This window comes from Xanthomonas sp. AM6, assembly GCF_025665335.1.
Classification (GTDB): Bacteria; Pseudomonadota; Gammaproteobacteria; order Xanthomonadales; family Xanthomonadaceae; genus Xanthomonas_A.
Genome location: NZ_CP106869.1, coordinates 3358184 through 3376272 on the forward strand (window position 1 = coordinate 3358184; position 18089 = coordinate 3376272).

Here is an 18089-nt window from a genome sequence, read left to right on the forward strand (position 1 = left end):
GGACTCAACGCGCCTTGTACAGCTCGCTCAGCCGGTCCGGCTTGCCGGCAATGCGCTCCAGGTGCGGATACTGCAGGCCGCCGTGGTAGTCGATGCGCAGCGTGTCGTAGCGGTTGCCGCGCTTGACCAGCAGTTCGATCGGCGCGGTGCCGCCCTTCGCCGCGGTGATCGCCTCCTTGATGACGTCGGCGCTGTATTCGCGGCCGTTGACCGCGACGATGCCGTTGCCGGCGATGATGCCGGCGGCGAACGCCGGGCCGTCCCACAGCACGTCCTGCACCACGCCCTTGTCGTCCAGGCTCAGGCCCAGCGAATAGGTCAGGCCGATGCTCTTCTTGGTCGTCTCGTAGGCCTTGGTGGCCTCGTTCGGCTGGTCGGTATAGACCAGTTTCCAGCCGCTGGCCTCGATGCCGCCGACCAGCGGGCCATGGCCGTCGACGCGGCTGCGCAGGAACGCGGCCCAGTCGTACTTGGCCACGCCGTTTAGCGTGGCGACGATGTCGTCGAAGGTGTACGGGTTCACGTCCCAGGCGCCGTCGTGCATGCCGAAGAAGGCCTTGGCGAAGTCGTCGATCGAGCGCTTGTTGCCGCTCAGCTCGCGCAGCTTGGCGTCGGTCTCCAGCCACAGCATCTGCCCGCCGGAATAGTAGTCCTCGCTCATCTGGTAGCTGCGGTAGGCGCGCGGCCGGCGCATCGACATGGTCGGGTCGTTGGTGGTGTCCTGCAGCGCGCGCCAGGCCATGCCGGGACGGCCGCGCTGGTAGGTCGCGGCGACCTCGGCAAGCATGTCGCGCGCCTGCGCCTGCGTCCACAGGCCCGCGCGCGCGGCCAGCACCTCGCCGAAGAACTGGGTCTGGCCTTCGTACAGCCACAGCAGGCTGTCGCCCATCGGCACGTTGAAGCTCGGCGTGGCCAGGTCGGCGCCGCGGCGGTACTTGCCGTTCCAGGAATGGTTGAACTCGTGCGCGAGCAGGTCGCGTCCCGCCCAGCTCTTGTCCCACTCGGTGAAGTAGTTGGGCGGGCCGCTGTTCTCGCTGGAACGGTGATGCTCCAGGCCGATGCCGCCGAGCTTCTCGGTCAACGCCAGCAGGAACTCGTAGTGATCGAAATGGCGCGCGGCGTACAGCCTGTCCATCTGCTGCACCAGCGCCGCATGCGCCTTGATCTGCTCGGGCTTGGCCTCCAGCGACTTGGCTTCGTCGGCGAACACGTTCAGGTACACCGGCGCCTTGCCGCCGGCGTCCAGCGCGACGCGCTTGTAGTACTTGCCGGCGAACATCGGCGAATCGACCAGGTCGTCGAAGTCGATCGGCTTGAACGTCACCGTATCGCCGACCCGGCCGGCGGTCTCCAGCGCGGTGGCATAGCTCCAGCCCGGCGGCAGGGTCACGCTGGCCTGGGTCATGATGTTGCGCGCGTAGTAACCGGCCGGGTACAGCGCGGTGGTGTTCCACTGCAGGTTGAGCATCTCCGGGGTCATCATCACCCGGCCCTGGCCGTCGCCCTGCGAGGACAGGAACTGGTACTCGGCGACGATCTCGCGCGCGCCCTGCGGTACCTCGATCTTGAACGCGTACACGTCGAGCTGGTCGCGCTTCCACGGCAGTACCTGGCCGTTGGCCTTGACCACCAGCCCGGCCAATTTGTCGATCGGCCCGGTCGGCGAATGGTTGCCGGGGATCCACTGCGGATACAGCAGGGTCATCGGCCCCGGCGTGGCCGGGATGGTGGTGCGCACGCGGAAGATGCGGCGCGCCAGGTCGGTGGCATCGACGTCGATCTTCAGCGTGCCGGCGAACGGCACGTCCTGCGGCGGCGCGGTCTGCGCCGTGGCCTGGAAGGCGGTGGTGGCGGCCAGCAGCAACGGCGCCATCCAGGCGGTGGACTTGTTCATTGGGTCTCCAGTGAGGGATACGGCGGACGGGCAACCCCTGATCCTATGCCGGCGATGCCGGAGTGCTCTATGCCATTGGTCATGCTTCGGCGCCATCGGCGCCCTCGACATCAACGCGTTCACGCCTCGCGGTGTTGGCCATGCATCGTTGCCGCCAGGGCCCGGCGATCATTCGGGGACAGGAACACGCGCTATCGCATTGGCCCGCGGATCACGCCGGTATTTAGCCGACGGCGCTGTCTGGCAAGCGCAGGTCCGTGCAGTCTCTGCCGCAGGCAGCGCGACGGCGCTTCAGGCGCGATTGAGCTTCCCGAGCAGTGCCACCAGCTGCGCCAGCTCGGCATCGTCCCAGTGCGCCAGGCGCGCCAGGAACATCTCGGCCTTGACCGCATCGGCCGCCTGCAGGCGCCGGTCGCCCGCATCGGTCAGGCGGTACACGGTTCCGCGGCCGTCGTCCGGATCGGCCATCGCCTTCACCAACCGGTGCTCGCTCAGCGACTTCGCCAGCCGGCTGACCGCGCTCTTGTCCATGCCGAGCAACTCGGCCAGGCGCCCGGCCTTGCTGGGACCATGGCGCGCGAGCGCAGCGGCCAGCTGATACGCGGCGGGCTGCAGATCGGGGTGGAAACGCGCGGCCGACGCGGCCATGACCGCGCGCGACGCCGCCAGCAAGGCGCTCAGCTCGCCGCCCAACTCCCCGACCAGTGCCGCATGACGTCTGCCCATGTTCTCTCCGCATGCATCAAAAGTGCGCATGGACACGCCGCAGCATTCGTGATTTAGTTGATATATATCAACCAAACCGATGCCCGCCATGCCCACCCTTCCCACGATCCTCATCACCGGCGCGACCGATGGCATCGGCCAGCTGGCCGCGCTGGCGCTGGCACGCCGCGGAGCACGCCTGGTGCTCACCGCACGCAGCCAGGTCAAAGCGGACAGGACCCGCTCCGCGATCCAGGCCGCCGCTCCGGCCACGCCGGTCGATGTGCATTATGTGGATTTTTCCGATCTTTCGGCAGTCGCGGCGACCAGCAGGGCGATCGCCCGGCAGCATCCCCGCATCGACGTGCTGATCAACAACGCAGGACTGCATGCCTTCCAGCAGCGCGTCAGCAAGGACGGCTATGCGGAAATGATCGCGGTCAACTACTTCGCCCCGTGGCTGCTGACCCATATCCTGCAGGAAACCCTGTTGCATTCCGCGCCGTCGCGCGTCGTCACGGTCGGCTCGGAGGCCTCCCGCCATAGCGGCCCCCTGGCCATCGAACGCGACCTGCTGGACATCGCCCCTTTCGGCGTACGCGGATCCTCGCGGATCTATGGCCGCAGCAAGCTGCTGGACATCATGTTTTCCCTGGAGCTGGCGCGTCGGCTTCGCGGCAGCGGGGTGACGGTCAACTGCCTGTGCCCCGGTTTCAACGTCACCAGCCTCGGCCGGGAATTGGGCTTCGCACGGCCGCTGGCCAGGCTGCTGCAATGGTTCGACATCGGCGATCCCCGACACGGCGCCGACGGCATCGTACGGCTTGCGGTCGATCCGGTTTTCGGCCGCCAGACCGGCGCCTATGTGTCGGCGAAGCATGTCCGCGCGCTGACCCCGTGGGGGCCGGGGAACAGCGACGCGGCAAGGCGGCAGTTGTGGGATGCGACGGCCGACCTGCTTGCCCGGTTCGTCGCACCCGCCCCTGCGCGGTGAACGCGGCGCCCACGCGCGATACCTCTCGACTGGCGCGGCCCACGCGATCGCCAACAAGGAGCACGCCTGCGCCGCAACGAAAAAGGCCGCCCGGAGGCGGCCTTCTTGCGCTCACGCGGACGACGTGAGCATGCCTTGCGCGTGCGCGCCCTCAATGCATCATGTTGACGTTGAGGTTGTGCATGACCCACAGCGAGCCGATCACCACGATGCCGATGATCAGCAGCGAGAACAGGCCCACGTGCACGTTGGAGCGCTGCTCGGCGGAGCGGTCCATGTGCAGGAAGTAGATCAGGTGCACCAGCATCTGCACCGCGGCCAGCACCGCGATGACGACGACGGTCACGCCCTTGGGGAACGCGCCGCTCATGACCATGCCGAACGGGATCACGGTGAGGATCACCGCCATCACGAAGCCGATCAGATAGGACTTCAGGCCGCCGCCGTGCGATTGCTCGGCGTGTGCGTCGGAAGGATGGTGGTTGGCCATTACAGCGCTCCCAGCAGGTAGACGATGGTGAACACGCCGATCCAGATCACGTCCAGGAAGTGCCAGAACAGGCTCAGGCACGCCAGGCGGGTGGTGTTGCGCGGAGTCAGGCCGTTCCTGGCGATCTGGATCACCAGCACCGCCATCCACAGCAGGCCGGAGGCCACGTGCAGGCCGTGGGTGCCGACCAGGGTGAAGAACGCGGACAGGAACGCGCTGCGGCCCGGACCGGCGCCCTCTTCGATCAGGTGATGGAATTCGTAGATTTCCATGCCCAGGAAGCCCAGGCCCAGCGCCGCGGTGACCGCCAGCCAGCCGTACAGGCCGCCCAGGCTGCGCTTGTGCGCGGAGATCATCGCCAGGCCGAAGCTCAGGCTGCTGAACAGCAGCAGGAAGGTTTCCACCAGCACGAACTTCAGGTCGAACAGTTCCTTGGCGGTGGGACCGTCCACCGTCGCGCCGGCCAGCACCGCATAGGTGGCGAACAGGCCGGCGAAGATGAGGCAGTCGCTCATCAGGTAGACCCAGAACCCGAACACGGTGTTGCCGCCGCTGTCGTGGTGGGCGTGGTCGTCGTGGCCGTCGGCGTGGACGGCGTGGCTCTCAATCGTCGTGGTGGACATGGTTCAGACCGCCTTTGCGGCCAGCGCCGCCTGTTGCTGCTCCAGCAGGGCGAAACGCGCGTTCTCGATGCGTTCCACCTCTTCCGCCGGGACCCAGTAGTCGACGTCGTCGTCGAACGTACGCGCGATGAAGCTGCCGATCATGCCGACCAGGCCGATGATCGCCATCCACCAGATGTGCCAGATCAAGCCGAAGCCCAGCACCACGCTGAAGGCGCCGATCCAGAACCCGGCCGCGGTGTTGCGCGGCATGTGGATCGCTTCGTACTTGGCCGGACGCGTCCAGCCCTTGCCCTTGAGCTTGTCTTCCCAGAACTGGTCGCGGTCGTCGACGTGCGGCAGCACGGCGAAGTTGTAGAACGGCGGCGGCGAGGAGGTCGCCCACTCCAGGGTGCGGCCGTCCCACGGATCGCCGGTCAGGTCCAGGTTGTCCTTGCGCTTCCAGACGCTGTAGCCGATCTGCACCAGGTTCAGGAAGATGCCGATGCCGATGATCGCCGCGCCGGCCGCGGCCACCATCAGCCACGGCGCCCACTCCGGATGGTTGTAGCTGTTCATGCGCCGGGTCATGCCCATGAAGCCGAGCACGTACAGCGGCATGAAGGCGACGAAGAAGCCGATGATCCAGCACCAGAACGAGGCCTTGCCCAGCGTCTCGTTGAGCTTGAAGCCGAACGCCTTCGGGAACCAGTAGGTCAGGCCGGCCAGGTAGCCGAACACCACGCCGCCGATGATCACGTTGTGGAAGTGGGCGATCAGGAACAGGCTGTTGTGCAGCACGAAGTCCACCGCCGGGATCGCCAGCATCACCCCGGTCATGCCGCCGATGGTGAAGGTGATGATGAAGCCGATCGTCCACAGCACCGGCGAGGTCATGTGCACGCGGCCGCGGAACATGGTGAACAGCCAGTTGAAGATCTTCACCCCGGTGGGGATGGAGATGATCATCGTGGTGATGCCGAAGAACGCATTGACGTTGGCGCCCGAGCCCATCGTGAAGAAGTGGTGCAGCCACACGATGAAGGACAGCACGCCGATGCACGAGGTGGCGTAGACCATCGAGGTGTAGCCGAACAGGCGCTTGCGGCTGTACGTGGCGATCAGTTCGGAGAAGATGCCGAACGCCGGCAGGATCAGGATGTAGACCTCCGGGTGGCCCCAGATCCAGATCAGGTTGACGTACATCATGGCGTTGCCGCCGCCGTCGTTGGTGAAGAAGTGCGTGCCCAGGTAGCGGTCGGCGCCCAGCAGCGCCAGCGCCACGGTCAGGATCGGGAATGCGGCGATGATCAGGATGTTGGTGATCAGCGCGGTCCAGGTGAAGATCGGCATGCGCATCAGGGTCATGCCCGGCGTGCGCATGCGCATGATCGTCACGAAGAAGTTGATGCCGGTCAGCAAGGTGCCCAGGCCGGATATCTGCAGGGCCCAGATGTAGTAGTCCACGCCGACCCCGGGACTGTATTCGAGCCCGGACAACGGCGGATACGCCAGCCAGCCGGTCTGCGCGAACTCGCCCACGCCCAGCGAGATGTTGATCAGCGCCGCGCCGGCCACGAACAGCCAGAAGCTCAGCGAGTTCAGGAACGGGAACGCCACGTCGCGCGCGCCGATCTGCAGCGGCACGATCAGGTTCAGCAGGCCGGTCATGAACGGCATGGCCATGAAGAAGATCATGATCACGCCGTGCGCGGTGAAGATCTGGTCGTAGTGGTGCGGCGGCAGGATGCCCTCGTTGCCGCCATGCGCGATCGCCTGCTGGGTGCGCATCATCGCCGCGTCGGCGAAGCCGCGCAGCAGCATCACCAGCGCCACGATGATGTACATGACGCCGATGCGCTTGTGGTCCACCGAGGTGAACCATTCGTGCCAGAGGTAGCCCCACTTCTTGTACTTGGTGATCGCCGCGGCGATCAGCAGGCCGAGCAGGCCGGCGCCGGCGAGGGCGCCCATGATGATCGGCTCGTGGTACGGAACCGCCTCGAGCGTGAGTTTGCCTAGCATCACTTGTCTCCAGAAGTGCACATGGCGACCGGCTCAGCAGCCGATGCCGGATGGTCGTCGTGGCCTTCCATGTGGTGGCCCTTGCCCATCATGTATTTGTCGATCAGCGACTTGAACATGCCGTCCTGCACCGACGAGTAGTAGGTCACCGGGTACTGCGCCTTGTCGTTGCGGTTGGCGGCCAGGACCTGGAACTCGGTCTGGTCCAGCGCCTTCGGCGCGGCCTTGACCTTGGCCACCCAGGCGTCGAAGCCGGCCTGGTCGGTGGCGTGCGCGGTGAAGGCCATCTTCGAGAAGCCGTGGCCGCTGTAGTTCGCCGACAGGCCGAAGTAGTCGCCCGGCTCGTTGGCGATCAGGTGCAGCTTGGTCTCCATGCCGGCCATCGCGTAGATCTGCGTGCCCAGGTGCGGGATGAAGAACGAGTTCATCACCGTATCGGAGGTGATCCTGAAGTTCAGCGGCGTATCCACCGGGAACGCGATCTCGTTGACCGTGGCGATGCCCTGCTCCGGGTAGATGAACATCCACTTCCAGTCCAGCGCCACCGCCTCGATGACGATCGGCTTCACGTCCGACTCCAGCGGCTTGTACGGGTCCAGCGCATGCGAGGAGCGCCAGGTCAGCACCGCCAGCACCAGGATGATCATGCACGGGATCGACCACACCACCACCTCGATCGCGGTGGAGTGCGACCAGTTCGGCTCGTAGCGGGCCTTGGTGTTGGAGGCGCGGTAACGCCAGGCGAAGGCCAGGGTCATCACGATGACCGGGATCACCACCAGCAGCATCAGCACCACCGAGGTGATCAGCAACGTCTTTTCGTCGTGGCCGATCTGCCCCTTGGGGTTGAGGATGGCCGAGTCGCACCCGGCCAGCAGCAATGCGGGCAGGAGCAACAGGCCGGAGCGCAGCGAGCGCCGGAGTTGTTTCAACGGAATCATCGAACGATCCAATTGCGTAGGGGATGCGGACCGCGCAATGGCGAACGGGAGCGGCGCAGAGCGGCGTTTCCACGTTTCCTGCGGCGTCCTGGCCGGCATGCGCGATCGACCACGCATTTTATGCTGCCCTGCGGCATCTCCGAAAGCCATTGACAAGGCCGAGCGTGCGCACAGGCGTGTTTTTGCGTGCGACACATTGCCGCACCTGGGTGCGGCGGATCGCCGCATCCGCTCCACCGCGCGGGCAATGCCGCCGTTCCGTCACAATTGGAGAGGCACGGCGGCGCGCCTGTCTTGGGCGAAGGCACCTGCCCTGGCCAGGCGCCGGTAGCCACCGGCCGACGGCAGCCGCAGCAACGGCGTCAAGCCGGTCGGACCTAGCGCGGCGCCGCCGCCTTCTTCTGCTTGATCTGCTCGATGTAGTTGTAGATGGTGAAGCGGCTGACCCCCAGTGCCGCCGCCACCTGCTCCACGCTGTTGCGGATCAGGAACAGGCCGCGATGCATCATCGCCTCCACCGCGTACATCTTCTCTTCCTTGTTCATCAGCGCCGGCGGCTTCATGAAGCGCTTGACCGCGTCGTCGATGATCTCCTGCATCATCGCCTCCAGGCCGACCTCCCCGGCGGGGGCCTCGCTGCGCGGCGGCCTGGCCTTCCGGTGCAGCATCTGCTCCAGCCAGCCGTGGGCCATCTCGAACACGGTCATGTCGGCATTGAGGCACAGCGCGGCCACCGGCAGGCCGGCGCCGTCGCGGAACAGCAGGGTGGCCGAACGCAGGTGGCGGCCGGCGGCGTTGGTGGTCTGGTACTCGTCGACGATCGACCAGCTGATCCGGCCGGTGCCCTCGACGTCGCGGTAGAGCTCGCTGAAGCCGGCGTCCTCGCGCGGGCCGCTGAGGATCGGGTCGCCGAGGTTGCGTCCGGACACATGGCCGTTGGCGATGGCCAGCACCGACGCATCGGGCCTGGACAGGTCGTGCAGCACCACTTCGATGTTCTCGCCGATCACCGCGCCGAGCAGGGTCACCACCGGTTCGAGCAACGCGAACAGGTCGCGCACCTGCACGCCCTCCCCCAGCCCTTGCGCAGGCGCCGCCTGGGCGCGCTTGCGCCTGGCGGCCGGCGCCCTGCCGTTTTTCGCTGTTGCCATTGAATCGTCCGTTCCGAGGAATGCCTGGCGAAGGTGCACCAGCCATCTTGCCGGCTGCGTCCGCGGGCGTCGAGACAACGGCGCATCGCGCGGATCGGCACACGAAGATCGTGACGCGGTCTTGACATACAAATTATTTTTCTATATCAACAAACTGTTGAAGCAGCATCGCGACGGCCAGGGGGGCCGCCGCCGCCCACGCAACGGGCGTCCAGCCACGCGTCACCAGGGGAACCACCGAGCCGCCCATGCCGACGTCCGCGCCGTCCGCCAGATCGTGCTGTCGCGCCAATGCCTGGCTGCGTCCGTTCGGGGCCGCGGCGGCGCTGTGGCTGGCCGGCGTCGGCGCGGTTGCGGCGGCGGTCCCGGCGCATGCCGACGTGCAGGTGCGCTCGGCCGGCAGCGTCGCCATCGAAGGCCAGGGCACGCTGCGCTACACGGCCGAGGCCGGCCTGCTGCCGATCCTGGAAGACGCGACCGGGCGCCTGCAGGCCTCGGTGTTCTTCGTCGGCTACGGCCTCGCCGACGCGGCCAGCCAGGCGCGGCCGTTGACCTTCCTGTGGAACGGCGGCCCCGGCTCCAACGCCGCGCAGCTGCACATGGGCGTGGGCCCGCGGCGCCTGGACACCGCCGACCGCCTGCCGGACTGGACGCCGGCGCAGAGCGAACGGCCGCTGGTCGACAACGCCGACAGCTGGCTGGGGGCCAGCGATCTGGTGTTCGTCGATCCGGTCGGCACCGGCTACAGCCGCGCGGTCGAGGCCAAGGACCTGCCGCTGCTGTATGCCGCGCATGGCGATGCGGAAGTGATCGCCGAGGCGATCCGGGTCTACCTGGCCCGCCACGACGCCTGGGACCGCCCGCTGTACCTGGCCGGCGAAAGCTACGGCGTGACCCGCGCGATGCTGGTCGCCGAGATATTGGAGCGCCGCGGCATGCCGGTGCGCGGCGTGGTGCTGGTGTCCTACAACCTCGACCTGGGCGCGCCGCCGGCGGCGTATCCGGAGGACGCGCTGAACCTGCCGCAGTTCACCGCCGCAGCGCACTACCACCGGCGCCTGGACGCCACGCTGCAGGCGCTCGACGCGGCGACGGCGGTGGCCCGGGCGCAGGCGTGGATGCAGCACGACTACCTGCCGTTCCTGGCCACCGCGGCCACGCAGGCGCCGCAGGCGCGGCAGCGGATTCTTGACGGGCTGGTGCGCTTCACCGGCCTGCGCGCGCAGGACATCGATGCCAAGCAGCTGACCGTGTCCACCGCCGACTTCGCCGACCGCCTGCTCGCCGACCAGGGGCGCGAACTGGGCCGCTACGACCTGCGCATGACCGCGCCGCGGCGCGCCAAGGACGCGCCGTGGATGCCCGGGATCGACCCGAGCCTGATGCCGATGGCCGGGCTGATGAACGGCACCTCGCGCGTGTTCAACCGCTACCTGCGCCAGCAGCTCGGCTTCGAGAGCGACCTGGCGTATCGCGGCCCGTTCGGCGACGTGCTGCATCCGCTGCCGCGCCACACCGACCCGAAGACCGGCATGCCGGACGACTGGATGGCGCAGCGCTGGGATTTCGCGCAGAAGATTCCCACCGGCGCGGATGCGCCGCTGCGCAAGGCGATGGACCAGGACCCGCAGCTGCGCGTGCTGACCCTGCGCGGCCGCTACGACGGCTGGCCGTGCGAAAGCTCGGTGGAAACCACCCGCGCCGCCGGCCCGCGCTACGCCGCGCGGGTGACCAACCTGTGCCTGCAGGGCGGGCACATGTGGTACTCCGAACGCGCCAGCCGTGCCCAGGGCCGCCGCGCGTTCGAGCAGTTCCTCGCCGCCTCCGCTCCCCTTCCCAGCACGGACTAGCCCATGCGCCCGACGACCGCACGCCCCGGCCCCGTGCCGCCGAAGACCCGCTCGCCGTTGCCGATGCTGGCGCTGGCCCTGGCCCTGGCGGCGATGCTGGCCGCCGGCGGCGCGCACGCCGCCGAGCCGGGCTTCGTCGATCCGGCCACGCTGGACCGGGTGACGCTGCCGACGCCGGTGACCACGCACCACCGCGGCACGTTCAACGGCCAGCGCATCGACTACGTCGCGACGGTGGAAACGTATGCCACGAACGACGCCGACGGACGCCCGGCGGCGCGCCTGGTCTCCACCGCCTACGTCGCCACGTCCGCCGACGGCGCGCGGCCGGTGATCTTCGCCTTCAACGGCGGCCCGATCGCCGCCAGCACGCCGCTGCATTTCGGCCTGCTCGGCCCGCAGCGGCTGGCCGTGCCCGACGACCTGCACGCCGCTGCCGCCGGTTTCAGGCTGGTGGACAACCGCCATTCGCCGCTGGACGCGGCCGACATCGTCATCTTCGATCCGGCCAGCACCGGCTACAGCCGGGTCGCCGACGGCGTGGCGCCGAGCAGCCAGTTCTCCACCCGCGCCGACGCGCGCCAGCTCGCGCAGCTGGTGACGGCATGGCTGGACCGGCACGGCCGCCGCGGCGCGCCGGTGTACCTGCTGGGCGAAAGCTACGGCACCTTGCGCGCGCCGGAAGCGGCCGCGCAACTGAAGGCCGCCGGCACCGCGGTGGACGGCATCATCCTGCTCGGCCAGGCCGCCAACATCCTCGAATACGCGCAGCGGCGCGACAACATCGTCAGCTACGCGGTGTCGCTGCCGACCCTGGCCGCGCTCGGCTGGTACCACGGCAAGGTCGATCGCGGCGGGCGCAGCCTGGCGCAGTTCGTCGATGCGGCGGCCGCGTACGGCCGCGACCGCTACCTGACCACGCTGTTCCTCGGCAACCGCGCCAGCGCGCAGCAACGCGAAGAGGTGGCGCAGGCACTGCAAGGCTTCACCGGCCTGCCGGCGCAGGCCTGGCTGCAGGCCGACCTGAAGGTCTCCAAGGTCGCCTATGCGCGGCAGCTGTTCCCAGGGCGGATCCTGTCGGCCAGCGATGGCCGCTACCTGCTCGATGCGCAGGGCCACTCCAGCAGCATGCCCGACTACAACGCCGTGGCCGAGCGCTATTACCGGCAGGTGCTGAAGGTGCCGGCGCAGGCCGGCCGCTATTCCACCGCGCTGCCGACCTCCAGCGACTTCAACGCCTGGGACTGGGACGCCAACAAGTCGCCGTTCGGCGACTACCCGTGGGTCGGGCAGCTGCGCGAGCTGCTGGCGTCCAATCCGACGTGCCGGCTGCTGGTCGGCAACGGCTACTACGACAGCCAGACCACGCTCGGCGCGATGGACTACCTCGCCGCGCAATCGGGCTTCCCGATGCAGCAGGTGCGCACCCGCTACTACGAGGGCGGACACATGATGTACACGGTCGAACGCAGCGCCGCCGACCTCGCGCAGGACATCCGGCAGATGGTGCGCCGCACCTGGTGACATTCCGCAGTACCGCAGCACCCGCCGTTCGCGCTCCATCCACCCCACCCCGCCCACCGCCAGCCAGCGAGTCCGCCCATGTCATCCGTTGCCCGCCATCGTCTTTCCCAGGTCATTTCGCGCGTGCTGCGCTGCCCGGCCAGCGCGCTCCTGCTGCTGCCGTCCGTCGCGCTCGCCCAGCAGGACGACGGCGCGGCCGCCGCCAAGCAGCTGGACACCATCACCGTGACCGCGCAGAAGCGCAGCGAGCGCCTGCAGGACGTGCCGATGTCGGTGCAGGTGCTCAACACCGAGAAGATGAGCAGCGAAGGCAGCTACAAGCTGGCCGACTATTTCGCCCAGTTGCCCGGCCTGTCCTACATCCAGTCGCCGATGAGCAGCAACATCGTGCTGCGCGGCATCGCCACCGATTCCGGCCTCGGCAGCCGCCCGACCTCGGGCATCGTCATCGACGACGTGCCCTACGGGTCGGCGCTCAGCACCGGCGCGATCCCCGACCTGGACCCGTCGGACCTGCAGCAGATCGAAGTGCTGCGCGGCCCGCAGGGCACGCTGTACGGCGCCAGCAGCATGGGCGGGCTGATCAAGTACGTGATGGCCGATGCCGACACCGGCGCGACCTTCGGCCGGGTCGAGGCCGGCGGCTCCAGCGCCGCGCACGGCGGCTCCGGCTACAACGCGCGCACCTCGGTGAACCTGCCGTTCTCCGATCGCTTCGCGCTGCGGGTCAGCCTGTTCCAGCGCCAGGACCCGGACTTCATCCGCAACGCCAACGGCGGCGACGAGAACGACAGCCAGGTGCGCGGCGGCCGCGTCTCGGCGCTGTGGAACGTCACCGACACGGTGACCGTGCGCTCCTCGGCGCTGTTCCAGGACACCGAGACCGGCTCCAGCTCGGTGGTCGATACCGATCCCGACCTGCATCCGCTGTTCGGCCAGTACCGCCACGACCGCATCCGTGGCGGCGACACCTTCAAGGGCCAGGTGCGCTTCTACACCACCAAGGTCAGCTGGGACCTGGGCTGGGCCACGCTGGACAGCATCAGCGGCTACGCCCAGCATCGCAGCCGTGCCTACCAGGACGTGGGCTACACCACCATCGGCCGGCTCGCGCCGGTGTTCGCCGGCATCTTCGGCCTGGACAGCGACACCCCCAGCTCGCTGATCGACAACCGCTACAACACCGACCGCACCACCCAGGAAGTGCGGCTGGTCTCGCAGGGCGAACGCGCGCTGGACTGGCAGGCCGGCGCGTTCTACAGCGACGAGGAAGCCAAGAGCACGCAGAACTTCTACATCGCCGACAAGCGCAGCGGCACCATCTACCGCGACTTCCCGCTGCTGGTCTCGCTGGGCGACAGCAGCTACCGCGAAAAGGCCGTGTACGCCGACGCCACCTACCACTTCACCCCGCAGTTCGACATCCAGCTCGGCGCCCGCTACGCGCGCAACAGCCTGCGCGAGAACAGCGACACCGGCGGCCTGCTGCAGGACCCGACCCAGACCTTCGACAGCAACAAGGACAGCGCCACCACCTACCTGTTCTCGCCGCGCTACCGCTTCAACGACGAGCTGATGGCTTACCTGCGCGTGGCCTCCGGCTACCGCGCCGGCGGCAGCAACGGCACGCTGGTGGCCAACATCCCGTTCTCCTACGACTCCGACAGCCTGTGGAGCTACGAGCTGGGCCTGAAGACGCAGCTGCTGGACCGTTCGCTGAGCCTGGACGCGGCGCTGTTCCATATCGACTGGAGCGATCTGCAGATCTCGCAGGTCGAGCCGACCCTGGGCAGCAGCTACACCACCAACGCCGGCAAGGCCACCAGCCAGGGCCTGGAACTGTCCGCCACCTGGGTGCCGACGGCCGACTGGAAAGTCACCGCCAGCTACGCCTACACCGACGCCAGCCTGGCCGAGGACATCCCCGGCTACGTCGAGGGTTCCTCCGCCTACGGCAGGGACGGCGATCGCCTGCCGTACTCGGCGCGCAACAGCGCCGCAGCCTCGCTCAAGCGCTACTTCGCGCTGGGCGACAACCTGGAAGGCTTCCTCGGCGCCGACGTGGCCTACATGGGCGAGCGCGACATGGAGTTCACCACCTCGGCCAACATCCCGCGCATCCACCTGCCCAGCTACACCACCGTCGGCCTCAACGCCGGCGTGCAGGGCCAGGCCTGGAGCGCCACGCTGTACGTGCGCAACCTCACCGACGAGGTCGGCTACATCAACGCCAACCGCCGCGGCTCGCTGGCCGGCTCGCCGCTCGGGGCGACGCTGATCCAGCCGCGCACGGTCGGCGTGACCGTGGCCTGGGACTATTGATGTGCGCTGCCGGCCGCCGCGCGGCGGCCGGCCTTTCCCCCCGTTGCGGAATGTCCCGATGAAATGGATGCATGGCCTGGTGGCGCTGCTGGTTGCCGCGCTGCCGATCGCCGCCGTCGCCGCCGACGCGGCGCCGGTCGCCCAGCCGACGTTGCTGTCCAGCCCGAAGCAGGCCCGCCTCGGCGAGCAGCGGCTGCGCTACCGGGTCAGCTTCGACCAACTCGATCTGCCCGGCGCCGACGGCACGCCCGCCGCCTCGATCAGCGCCATCGGCTACCTGGCCGAGCGCGCCGACGCCGGCACGCGGCCGCTGTTGTTCGCCTTCAATGGCGGGCCCGGCGCGTCGTCGGTGCTGCAGGTGGAAGGCCTCGGCCCGCTGCTGCGCGTGCGCGACGGCACGCGGCAGACGCTGGTCGCCAATCCGCACAGCATTCTCGACGCCGCCGACCTGGTGTTCATCGATCCGCCCGGCACCGGCTTCAGCCGGGCGCCCGCCGACGCCGCCGCGCGCGAGCGCTACTGGTCCGACCATGGCGACGCCAAGGCCGTGGCGGCGATGATCCGGCACTGGCGCAAGGCGCACGGGCGCGAACGCGCGCCGCTGTACGTCGCCGGCGAAAGCTATGGCGGCTACCGCCTCGCCCTGCTCGCCGCCGAGATCGGCGACCTGCGTCCGGCCGGGGCGCTGCTGGTCTCGCCGCTGCTCGATGCCACCAGCGGCGACGACAGCGCCGGCAACGACCTGCGCGCGATGTTCGACCTGCCCGCGTTGGCCGTCGCCGCCGCGGCCCACGGCAAGGGCGAATTGGCCGGGCAGCCGGTGGAACAGGTCTATGCGCAGGCGCGGTCGTTCGCGCTCGGCGACTACGCGCAGGCGCTGCTGCAGGGCAGCGCCTTGCCGGCCGACGCGCGCAGCCGCATGGCCGCGCGCCTGGCCGCGCTGCTGGGCCTGCCGCCACAGGCTGTTCTGGCCGCCGACCTGCGTCCGGACGTGGAGACCTTCCGGCTCGGCCTGCTGGCCGCCGATGGCCGGCAGATCGGCCGGCTCGACAGCCGCATCGTCGCGCCCCTGCCGGCCCCACAGGCAGCCGACAACGGCCGGCTCTCGGCCGCCAACGATCCGGCGCTCAACCTCGGCCGCAGCAACCGGATCCACTCCACGGTGATGGCCGACTACCTGCACGGCCTGTTCGGCGCCGGGCTGCCGCACGACTACGTGAGCCTGGACATCGACATCGCCATGGCCTGGCGCTTCGCCGCCGACGACGGCGCCGGCCCGCGCCCGTTCGGCGCCGCGATGCGCTTCAATCCCACGCCGAACCTGGCGCGGCTGGCGCAGGCCAACCCCGACTTCCGGGTGCTGGCGCTCAACGGCTACTACGACCTGGCCGTGCCCGCGCTCGGCCCGTGGTATGCGCTGCACCACAGCGCGCTGGATCCGGCGCGCATCGAGTTCCGCCTCCTGCCCAGCGGCCATGCCGTGTTCGCCGAAGAAGCGCTGCGCCCGCAGCTGCACACCCTGCTGAAGGATTTCCTGAAATGACCCGCACGCGGCTGCTGGCCGCCACCCTGGCCTCGGCCTGCGCGTTCGCCGCCCATGCCGCGTCGGCGCCGACACCGGCGCCGCAGTCGCTGGTGCTGATCGCCAACGGCGAGACCGTCGGCTACCTGAAGGCGTCCGCGCACGGCGACACCTACGAGGTCGACTACCACGTCGACAACAACGGCCGCGGCCCCAAGCACCACGAGACGATCGTGCTCGGCGAACACGCGCTGCCGCTGGCGTGGACCGTCGCCGGCACCTCGCTGATGGGCGGCCAGGTCGCCGAGCGCTACCGCTGGCACGACGGCGTCGCCGAATGGAGCAGCCAGGCCGACCGCGGGCGTACGCCGCAGCCGCAACCGAAGCTGTACGTCACCAACGACAGCAGCCCGTGGGCGAAGTGGACCTACGCCAAGGCCCTGCTGGCCGCGCCCGGCCAGCGCCTGGACGTGCTGCCCAACGGCCGCATGCAGCTCGCGCTGGTCGGCACGCTCGCGCTGCCGGGCGCCACCGGCGCGCCGCCGGTGCAGGCACGGCTGCTGCGGCTGTCCGGCCTGGACTTGGAACCGCACTACCTCGCCATCGATGCGAACGACGCGTTGCTGGCCGACCTCGACGACGACGCGGTGGCGATCCGCGAGGGCTACCAGGCGCAACTGGGCACGCTGACCGATGCGGTCAAGGCGCAGCAACTGGCGCATGCGCAGGCCCTGCAGCGCCAGCTCGCGCATCCGCTGGAGCGCGGCCTGTGGCTGCGCAACGTGCACGTGTTCGATCCGGTCAACGGGCTGCGCAGCGATGCGGTCAACATCCACGTCGCCGACGGGCACATCGTCTCGGTGGACGCGCAATGGCGGCCGGCGCCCGGCGACCGCGTCTACGACGGCGGCGGCGGCACGGTGATCCCGGGCCTGCACGACATGCATTCGCACAGCACCCTGTCCTCGGGGCTGTGGTACCTGGCCGCGGGCGTCACCAACACCCGCGACATGGGCAACGACAACACGTTCCTGCTCGACCTCGTCGCGCGCATCGACCGCGGCGAGATCGCCGGCCCGCGCATCGTCCGCAACGGCTTCCTCGAAGGCCGCAGCGCGTATTCGGCGCGCAACGGCTTCGTCGTCGACACGCTCGACGACGCGCTGAAGGACGTCGCCTGGTACAAGGACCACGGCTACTGGCAGATCAAGCTCTACAACTCGATGAACCCGGCCTGGGTGGCGCCGATCGCCGAGCGCGCGCACGCGCTGGGCATGGGCGTCACCGGCCACATTCCGGCCTTCACCAACGCCGACGCGATGATCGCCGCCGGCTACGACGAGATCACCCACATCAACCAGCTGATGCTCGGCTGGGTGCTGGCTCCGCACGAGGACACGCGCACGCCGCTGCGGCTGACCGCGATGCAGCGCGTCGCCGGCCTCGACCTGGACGCGCCGCAGGTGCGCCGCACGCTGGACCTGATGCGCCAGCGCGACATCGCCCTGGACACCACCGAAGTGATCCTGGAACGGCTGATGCTCAGCCGCGCCGGCAGCGTGCTGCCCGCCGACGCGCCGTACCTGTCGCACATGCCGATCGCCTACCAGCGCTACCGCCAGCGCACCTTCGTGCCCGATCTCGACGCGCAGGCCGACGCGCGCTACCGCCAGGCGCTGGACAAGACGCTGCAGCTGATCGGACGCCTGCACCGGCAGGGCACCGTGCTGCTGCCCGGCACCGACGACACCACCGGCTTCACCGTGCACCGCGAACTGGAGCTGTACGTCGCCGCCGGGCTGACCCCGCAGCAGGCGCTGCGCGCCGGTACCTGGCAGAGCGAGCAGCATTTCGGCCGCAGTGACCGGCTCGGCAGCGTGCATCCGGGCAAGCAGGCCGACTTCGTGCTGCTGCCCAGCGACCCGACCGCCGACATCGCCGCGATCCGCCGGCCCGCGCTGGTGGTGAAGGACCGGCAGCTGTACCTGCCCGCCGAGATCTACCGCGCCCTGGGCGTGGAACCGTTCGCGCCGGCCCCCAAGCACATCCAATGAATCCGATCCCCCGAC

General features: G+C 69.0%; 13 protein-coding genes. 6 read left to right on the forward strand and 7 right to left on the reverse strand.

Annotated elements, in window-relative coordinates; translation table 11 throughout:
• Positions 1-4: 4 nt before the first annotated feature.
• Both OCJ37_RS14090 and OCJ37_RS14095 read right to left on the reverse strand, forming a co-directional pair.
• Positions 5-1873: a M61 family metallopeptidase gene (locus OCJ37_RS14090; RefSeq protein WP_263113696.1), complete on the reverse strand. Its 1869-nt coding sequence runs from the start codon at positions 1871-1873 to the stop codon at positions 5-7.
• A gap of 312 nt (positions 1874-2185) precedes the next feature.
• On the reverse strand, positions 2186-2710 hold the full coding sequence (locus OCJ37_RS14095) for a MarR family winged helix-turn-helix transcriptional regulator (RefSeq protein ID WP_263110231.1): 525 nt from the start codon (positions 2708-2710) through the stop codon (positions 2186-2188).
• On the opposite strand from OCJ37_RS14095, the gene OCJ37_RS14100 reads away from it, so the two are divergent.
• Positions 2709-3593, forward strand: a complete 885-nt coding sequence (locus OCJ37_RS14100; protein ID WP_263110233.1) for an SDR family NAD(P)-dependent oxidoreductase — start codon at positions 2709-2711, stop codon at positions 3591-3593. The genes OCJ37_RS14095 and OCJ37_RS14100 overlap by 2 nt on opposite strands.
• A 151-nt stretch (positions 3594-3744) precedes the next feature.
• On the opposite strand, the gene cyoD is transcribed toward OCJ37_RS14100, so the two are convergent.
• The 5 genes from cyoD to OCJ37_RS14125 all read right to left on the reverse strand — a co-directional run bounded on the left by cyoD (position 3745) and on the right by OCJ37_RS14125 (position 8802).
• Entirely contained in the window at positions 3745-4083 is a 339-nt protein-coding gene (gene cyoD / locus OCJ37_RS14105) for a cytochrome o ubiquinol oxidase subunit IV (protein WP_263110234.1), read from the reverse strand.
• Positions 4083-4706, reverse strand: a complete 624-nt coding sequence (gene cyoC / locus OCJ37_RS14110) for a cytochrome o ubiquinol oxidase subunit III (RefSeq protein ID WP_263110235.1) — start codon at positions 4704-4706, stop codon at positions 4083-4085. The genes cyoD and cyoC overlap by 1 nt, the downstream gene beginning before the upstream one ends.
• A 3-nt stretch (positions 4707-4709) precedes the next feature.
• Positions 4710-6710 (reverse strand): cytochrome o ubiquinol oxidase subunit I, encoded by a 2001-nt coding sequence (gene cyoB, locus OCJ37_RS14115; protein WP_263110237.1) that lies wholly within the window; start codon positions 6708-6710, stop codon positions 4710-4712.
• On the reverse strand, positions 6710-7651 hold the full coding sequence (gene cyoA, locus OCJ37_RS14120; RefSeq protein WP_263110239.1) for a ubiquinol oxidase subunit II: 942 nt from the start codon (positions 7649-7651) through the stop codon (positions 6710-6712). The genes cyoB and cyoA overlap by 1 nt, the downstream gene beginning before the upstream one ends.
• 377 nt (positions 7652-8028) lie before the next feature.
• On the reverse strand, positions 8029-8802 hold the full coding sequence (locus tag OCJ37_RS14125) for a helix-turn-helix transcriptional regulator (protein ID WP_263110241.1): 774 nt from the start codon (positions 8800-8802) through the stop codon (positions 8029-8031).
• A 248-nt stretch (positions 8803-9050) separates the two neighbouring features.
• Here OCJ37_RS14125 and OCJ37_RS14130 point away from each other — a divergent pair, with 248 nt between their 5' ends.
• The 5 genes from OCJ37_RS14130 to OCJ37_RS14150 all read left to right on the forward strand — a co-directional run bounded on the left by OCJ37_RS14130 (position 9051) and on the right by OCJ37_RS14150 (position 18074).
• Complete coding sequence (locus OCJ37_RS14130) at positions 9051-10652, forward strand: S10 family serine carboxypeptidase-like protein (protein ID WP_263110243.1); 1602 nt, start codon at positions 9051-9053, stop codon at positions 10650-10652.
• Positions 10653-10655: 3 nt separating this feature from the next.
• A complete protein-coding gene (locus tag OCJ37_RS14135) occupies positions 10656-12176 on the forward strand; it encodes a S10 family peptidase (protein ID WP_263110245.1) in 1521 nt (506 codons plus the stop codon).
• Positions 12177-12254: 78 nt separating this feature from the next.
• Positions 12255-14498 (forward strand): TonB-dependent receptor, encoded by a 2244-nt coding sequence (locus OCJ37_RS14140; protein ID WP_263110247.1) that lies wholly within the window; start codon positions 12255-12257, stop codon positions 14496-14498.
• A gap of 58 nt (positions 14499-14556) precedes the next feature.
• On the forward strand, positions 14557-16041 hold the full coding sequence (locus tag OCJ37_RS14145; RefSeq protein WP_263110249.1) for a S10 family serine carboxypeptidase-like protein: 1485 nt from the start codon (positions 14557-14559) through the stop codon (positions 16039-16041).
• The gene (locus OCJ37_RS14150) at positions 16038-18074 is read left to right on the forward strand and encodes an amidohydrolase family protein (protein ID WP_263110251.1); all 2037 of its coding nucleotides are present in this window, start codon (positions 16038-16040) and stop codon (positions 18072-18074) included. The genes OCJ37_RS14145 and OCJ37_RS14150 overlap by 4 nt, the downstream gene beginning before the upstream one ends.
• Positions 18075-18089: the final 15 nt, after the last annotated feature.

Coding starts and splice junctions, on each gene's coding strand:
- OCJ37_RS14090 (WP_263113696.1), bottom strand. CDS start 1,873: ATGGCGCCGTTGCTGCTGGCCGCCACCACCGCCTTCCAGGCCACGGCG.
- OCJ37_RS14100 (WP_263110233.1), top strand. CDS start 2,709: ATGCCCACCCTTCCCACGATCCTCATCACCGGCGCGACCGATGGCATC.
- OCJ37_RS14095 (WP_263110231.1), bottom strand. CDS start 2,710: ATGGCGGGCATCGGTTTGGTTGATATATATCAACTAAATCACGAATGC.
- cyoD (WP_263110234.1), bottom strand. CDS start 4,083: ATGGCCAACCACCATCCTTCCGACGCACACGCCGAGCAATCGCACGGC.
- cyoC (WP_263110235.1), bottom strand. CDS start 4,706: ATGTCCACCACGACGATTGAGAGCCACGCCGTCCACGCCGACGGCCAC.
- cyoB (WP_263110237.1), bottom strand. CDS start 6,710: ATGCTAGGCAAACTCACGCTCGAGGCGGTTCCGTACCACGAGCCGATC.
- cyoA (WP_263110239.1), bottom strand. CDS start 7,651: ATGATTCCGTTGAAACAACTCCGGCGCTCGCTGCGCTCCGGCCTGTTG.
- OCJ37_RS14125 (WP_263110241.1), bottom strand. CDS start 8,802: ATGGCAACAGCGAAAAACGGCAGGGCGCCGGCCGCCAGGCGCAAGCGC.
- OCJ37_RS14130 (WP_263110243.1), top strand. CDS start 9,051: ATGCCGACGTCCGCGCCGTCCGCCAGATCGTGCTGTCGCGCCAATGCC.
- OCJ37_RS14135 (WP_263110245.1), top strand. CDS start 10,656: ATGCGCCCGACGACCGCACGCCCCGGCCCCGTGCCGCCGAAGACCCGC.
- OCJ37_RS14140 (WP_263110247.1), top strand. CDS start 12,255: ATGTCATCCGTTGCCCGCCATCGTCTTTCCCAGGTCATTTCGCGCGTG.
- OCJ37_RS14145 (WP_263110249.1), top strand. CDS start 14,557: ATGAAATGGATGCATGGCCTGGTGGCGCTGCTGGTTGCCGCGCTGCCG.
- OCJ37_RS14150 (WP_263110251.1), top strand. CDS start 16,038: ATGACCCGCACGCGGCTGCTGGCCGCCACCCTGGCCTCGGCCTGCGCG.